The sequence below is a fragment of the Micromonospora sp. NPDC047707 genome (assembly GCF_040704235.1).
In the GTDB taxonomy this organism is placed as follows: domain Bacteria; phylum Actinomycetota; class Actinomycetes; order Mycobacteriales; family Micromonosporaceae; genus Micromonospora.
Genome location: NZ_JBEYSU010000087.1, coordinates 1 through 5,923, shown reverse-complemented (window position 1 = coordinate 5,923; position 5,923 = coordinate 1). Strand labels below are relative to the sequence as shown.

Below are 5,923 nucleotides of genomic sequence, written 5' to 3'. Positions count from 1 at the left end.
TCGACAACGCCTCCCACTCGGCGTCGGACAACTCGTAGCGACGACCCACGCGCTACATCATCCGACACCAAGATCCTTTGAAGACACTACCTAGCAGCCTTCCCGGACGCCAACGTCGACCCGGCCACCGGCAAGCGGGACGCGAATCTCCAGATGGCCTTCTCCGGCCTGTACCTGCCGACCGCCCCGCAGGAGGGCCCGTACGTACGGTCGGACTACCCGGCCGAGCGGAACCCGGTGCTGAACCTGGTGGCCTACCGGGGCAACCTGGGCCTCGACGCGGGCATCTCCCGCCGAATCCACCAGCTCGATGAGCGACAAATCCGCACCGGAAAGATCAAGCAGATCGGCGCCACAGTGCTGAAGAAGGGTGAGGCATGGACGCTGGACGACGCCACGAAGGTCGAGTTCCTCGGCACCGAGCCGTACATCGTCCTGGCGGTCCGGTACGACCCTGGCTCGGCACTGCTACTCATCAACTCCGGTTTCGTGCTGGTCGGACTGATGGCCTCACTCTTCAGTCGCCGTCGCCGGGTCTTCTTCCGGGTCGGTGTGGCCGATCCTGTGGGTGGGTCTCAGACGACTGGTAGCAGCCTTATGGAAGCGGGTGGGTTGCCGCGCAACGATGATCTCAGGTTCGCCGACGAGTTCGCGTCTCTAGTCGCCGCCGTCAGCGGTGCAGGGAAGCGAGGCAAGCACGCCGACGCCGGTCGCGAGGACGACCGGAGCGAAGCGCGACAAGAATGCGATTGGTGCCCGGGGTCTCCGTGCCCATGAGACGAGCGGCGCCAGCCTGGCCAAGCTTCAAGTCAGGAAGGGCAGGCCAAGCGATCGGCTTGGATCGGCGATCTTCTCCATCTCGCGTCGCTCGGGCCGCGTGAAGTGCCTCGGCCGGCCGCCCTTGTATTTCGGGTATAGCGCCTCGAAACCGTCGGCATTGAAGTCGTGGATCACATCGCGGATGCGATCCGGGCTGGTCAACGTCGCCTCGGCGATCCTCGCCACGGCAGTGTCCATCCGCTGACTTGGGACACGGACACGTCGGGGCCTCCGTCGTCGGCGTAGGCGTCAAGCTCGGCTCTTAGAGGGCGTCTGATTTACGTAGTTTGCGGATGGTGCGTGTTTAGGTGTCGCGCCGGGTTGGGGTGGTTTGTGGGTGAGTCGTTTGGCGAGGTTGTCGATCATCGCGATGCGCGATCATGCTGATGGAGTTTGTCGGGTAGGGGGACTGTCCGGTAGTCGGTGTAACCGGTCCGGCACGGTTAGTTGGTGGTGCTGGGGGTGATGCGGCCTTCGATGGTGATCGCGAAGGCGTTGAGCGCGGGTTTCCAGCGCACCGCCCACTTGGCTCGGCCCCGTCCGGTCGGGTCGATCGAGCGGGTAACCAGGTAGAGGCACTTGAGGGCGGCTTGTTCGGTCGGGAAGTGCCCGCGAGCGCGCACCGCGCGGCGGTAGCGGGCGTTGAGGGACTCGATGGCGTTGGTGGAACAGATGATCCGGCGGATCTGCACGTCGTAGTCGAGGAACGGGATGAACTCCGACCAGGCTGTCGGCCTGGACGACTACCAGGTACGTGACTGGCGGGCATGGCACGCCCATATCACCCTCGCCATGGCCACCCACGCCTGGCTCGCCGCAGCGAAAACCCTTGCCGCAAAAGGGAAACCGACCGTGGTGAGGCCATGATGATCGGCTACACGCTACCGGAGATCCGCCGACTCACGGTGTCCCTGATCCTCACCGTTCCGCTCTGCCTCGCACGCATCTGGGCCTGGTCACACTGGTGCCGCCGACGCCAACACCAAGCCCGCACCAGCCACTACCGCCACCGCGGCTACCCGCCATAACTGCCGCTGCAGTATCAACCACCCGACACTCCAAGCAACGACGTTGGTCTGCCCGTTTCCGGGCAGACCATCGTCGTTTCCTCGCCCTTACGCGGGAGGCAAAGGTGCGGGATCGAACTAAGACAGAACCGCGCGTATAATCACGTCACCGCTTCCGGCCACGGCCTTACCGTCAGCAAGTACCTTAATCCGCCCGAAAAGTACGCGTCCTGCCTCGGGTGCCACGCCTGCGGTTACCACGCCTTGGGCCGTCCAGGCTGCACCGGTCGGCCGGGACGCGTCGGAATCTTCCACCGTCAGCGACCCAAAGACCGGGTTGGTAACAACATCCAGTAGGTCGAAGGTGGTGCTTTCCTGCGAGAGGTCGTACCCGTGCACTTGGACGACCCACTTACCGGCAGCCGGAGATTCAATTATCACCTCTTCGGACATTGCCCCCTCGACGAGCGGGTTGCCGACCACTTCACAGGCGCCACTCGTGCAGTCGAAAACCGCAAGATCAAGGTCAGATGCAATGTCGGCCCTCGCGTTTGAAAGGCGTGCTCGGATTTCGGTGGAGCCTGCGGGAACCGAAACTTCAAATTCCCGTCGCTCATTCTCTCGAATGATCCCCGTCGTCATCCGAGCGCTGCCCAACGAGCCGCCGACAGCTTTGCCCAAGAACGGCGACGCCTTGTTAACTAGGGCCCACTCCCGGTGGATTCCTATCCCCTTGACCGCTTCCTCGATGACGTCCAGTTCGGGGTTGACGGCAATGCCGAGCGCGGTGACCGTTAGCTTGTACGGAGCGAGTATCGCGTCGGACGAGCGGCGCGCATCAACCGTTATTTCCCAGACTCCTGGGGTGGGACTGTTCAGCGTCCGGCTGGTGGGCGAACCTCCGCAGAATGCAGCTGCAGGTGGGTTGTAGCAGTACGAGCTGTTCGGCGTGAATGGTTCACCAGTAACGCCGTACGGGTGGAAGGTCAGGAAGCGGATCTGACCGGCACCGGGGGCGGTGCCGCCACCGTCGAGTTCAACCTTCAGGGCCTTGATATTGGGCGTGACCCGGAAGTAGTAGCTGTCCAGCCGGCCTCGGCCGACCTTGCCCTCTTGGCTGATGGTGAATCGGTTCACACCAAAGTCCTCAGCCGCGATTACCGTGTTTAGCGTTTGGTACTCGAATCCGACAGTTGTTGGATCATTCAGTCTGAGAATCGCGGAGTGAATTCCGGCCCGCGAGGGCCGCACCGTTACCGGAACTGTAACCGGGATGGCCTTCGCGAGAGTTATGGATGTCGCTGATTCGAAGGTCCCGTCGTTGTTCAACCACGACAGTTGGTACGCGACGGGCTCGTCCGGCCCTGAGTAGCGGGTGAATTTGTATTCGCGGACGTACTGGTCACCGGCGCGGACGCCCTCCCGATCGAAGATGCCGACGCCAATCCCCGGGGTGGGTAGGTGATCGGAAAGCGCGGTGCGGACCGGGACGGAGGACCTGATGTCTGAGGCGTTCGGGTTATGGCTGAGAACCTTCCAGGCTTCGCCTACCTGGATGAGGCCGGCGCCTTGCGCGTGCGCCTGGTAATCGGCCAGGAATCGCGCCGAGGACAGAATCGCCTGCCGGAGCGCCGAGGGTTTGTGTCCGACACCCGTTGCCTTTGCGGCACTGAACAACAACGCGGTGGCACCAGCCGCCTGCGGCGCGGACATAGACGTACCGTTGAAGTGCGCATAGCCCGGCGGCAAGGCGTACAAACCAGCCGGTTGTTGCCATGTCGGCACTGCCGAGATCGCGGATCCCGGCGCGACGAAGTCCGGCTTGAAGCCACCGTCCTCGCGGGGGCCGTAGGCGGTGAAGCTGAGCAGGTTGTCCTCCGCGGGCATGTCGATGCCGTAGTTGCTCAGGAAGGTGGCCCTGGTGGCCGAGGCTCCAACGCTAAACACCTTGTCCGGCACTGACGTCTGAATCACGCTGTTCGTGCCGCTCGCCGAGTTGCCTGCGGATACAACGATTTGAACACCGTAAGTGTCGGTAATCCGGTTGAATATCTCCGCAATCGCGTCGGAACCGTCGTTGAGGCTCAGCCATGGCCCGAACGACATGTTAAGGACGTCAGCGTTCACAACCTGTGCCGAGTAGATGGCCGCCTCGATGACGCTGTGATCGCGACATTCCTCCCAGGTGCAAGTGCGGATTGAGGCGAGCTTCGCACCCGGCGCCGCACCGCTCATCGCCCCGCCGAACAATCCATTGCCGGCGGCAATCCCAGCCACATGTGTGCCGTGGCTGGAGGCTACGATACCGATGTTGACGGATTGGCTCTCCGGGTCGATCTGCACCACGAAGGGCACGGCTTCGCGGATCGGGGTTTCTGGATTGTCAGAACCGAAGGTTCCGACGTCATAGCGCACCTTGTACTCTTGCATTGGACGATCGTTGCTGAAATCCTTGTCCTGATTTCCATCTACCCACACCGTGCCGGTCGTCGGGTCCCACGCGACACCGATCTTTGCGGAGCTTCCTTCCGGATTGCCATCGCGGTTCACATCTCGGCGAAATTCAGCCGCCAACCTCGGATCGCGCTCGTCGAACACGCCAAATCGTAGGTTGCCCTGGGCTAATGGCGGCTGGTATTCCACAGGAATACCAGGCTCGGTCAGCACCCAGGTGGGATCGTCGTCGTTGTTCACACCGTTGGTAAATCCGCCGTCGGTGGTCACGATCCAATCGACGATTTTACGCTCGCCGGTAGTTGTCCGGGCAAGTGCTGGGTGATCTACGTCGATTCCCGTGTCCAAAATCGCGATCGTCGTGCCGCGGCCGTCCCAGGTGGGGTGGGCATCAACGAACTGCACAGCACCAGTATCACCAACGGGCAGGTAGGAGTTCACGCGAGGAGTAGTAGCGTTCGGAGGCTGTTGGGGAATTGGATTGGCGATACCAGCAGGTTCAATGTCATGCCTAATCCGCCCGTCAACGTCGAGAGCCTGAATACTGCTCAGTCCGACTAACTCGTCGACCTTATCCACATCAACTTCGGCTCGAATGTAGCCCAGATCGTTCGCCTGGCGCTTTACTTTAACACCAGCATCTGCCAACTGCTTTATGGCAAGCGCCGATTTGCCCGGCCGGGTTGCAAGCAGTACCTGTACCGTCGTCCGCCCACGCTGCTTCGCTTCCCTAAGCAACTCATGGTCGCGCTGACTCAAGCCTCGACTCGACTCAGACACTGATCGTGAATCATGATCCGGCCTGGCGGCGGCCACACCGCCGGGGACGATTGCCGAAGTGGCCATCGCCATAATGAGCGCGGTGACGCCCGCCACGCGCTTTGATGTCAGTTGCACTCGATACTCTCCTCTCGACGAAACTGCAGGGCAACGAGACTCGTCAGGCTTCCTAGAGTTTGTGCCCAGACCGACTCGCGACGACAAATGCGAAGTAAACGTCCAGGCCCGCCACATCGGCATCGCCCCAATCGGTCGCGCCAACCGGCTAACCATCCGATATCCGTGGCAAGGCCGCAGTTCGAGGTGGCTCACCAGACCCGCACGGCCCGGGTCTACTCCTTAAACCCCCCTTCACTGGCCGTATCGCGAATGGTTGCATTCTGTCAATGTGCGCTGTCACTTGACTGGACGCCCAGCGTCAATATGCCGACTCTCGGCGGCCCGATCAATGAGGTGGCCTCGTGGGGGCTGTGAATCTAACGGCACCTCTCTGCGTCATCCATAAGGAGCGGGGCCGGTCAAGTCTCGGGTTTTCACCTGCTGACGCTGATTTTCCGGTTCCGGCAATGGGTTCCTAGCAGGCGGGCGTGCGGTGCCGGGGTCAACGGCTGGGCCGTAGGCCACCCCGCAGGGGCCTGGCCTTGACGCCGACGCCGTGCGCGCCACGCTCGTGATGCCGGAAGGCGTTGTGGGTGGTCGCGTCACCACGGCACGTTGGGCAAGGTCGCCAACTGCCAGATCGGTGTGAGCGTGCACGCCGTCAGCGACGGCGCGTCATGCCCCCTCGACTGGCGGTTGTTCGTGCCCCAGGGCTGGGACGACACCGCCACCGAGGATCAAGATGCGGCGGAGAGGACCGCGGC

2 protein-coding genes and 4 pseudogenes are annotated in these 5,923 nt (G+C 62.4%); 3 read left to right on the top strand and 3 right to left on the bottom strand.

The window, feature by feature from the left end:
• A pseudogene (locus tag AB0873_RS31530) lies at nt 1–777 on the top strand (cytochrome c biogenesis protein ResB); the annotation flags it as partial.
• A 27-nt stretch (nt 778–804) separates the two neighbouring features.
• Here the strand turns inward: AB0873_RS31530 and AB0873_RS31525 are convergent.
• Together AB0873_RS31525 and AB0873_RS31520 are read right to left on the bottom strand one after the other, a co-directional pair.
• Entirely contained in the window at nt 805–1,005 is a 201-nt protein-coding gene (locus tag AB0873_RS31525) for a helix-turn-helix domain-containing protein (protein WP_366604368.1), read from the bottom strand.
• 257 nt (nt 1,006–1,262) lie between these two features.
• A pseudogene (locus AB0873_RS31520) lies at nt 1,263–1,547 on the bottom strand (transposase); the annotation flags it as partial.
• Nucleotides 1,548–1,551: 4 nt separating this feature from the next.
• Between AB0873_RS31520 and AB0873_RS31515 the strand changes: the two are divergent.
• A pseudogene (locus AB0873_RS31515) lies at nt 1,552–1,686 on the top strand (IS701 family transposase); the annotation flags it as partial.
• 278 nt (nt 1,687–1,964) lie between these two features.
• On the opposite strand, the gene AB0873_RS31510 reads toward AB0873_RS31515, so the two are convergent.
• Complete coding sequence (locus AB0873_RS31510) at nt 1,965–5,177, bottom strand: S8 family serine peptidase (RefSeq protein WP_366604366.1); 3,213 nt, start codon at nt 5,175–5,177, stop codon at nt 1,965–1,967.
• A gap of 588 nt (nt 5,178–5,765) precedes the next feature.
• Between AB0873_RS31510 and AB0873_RS31505 the strand changes: the two are divergent.
• A pseudogene (locus AB0873_RS31505) lies at nt 5,766–5,923 on the top strand (transposase); the annotation flags it as partial.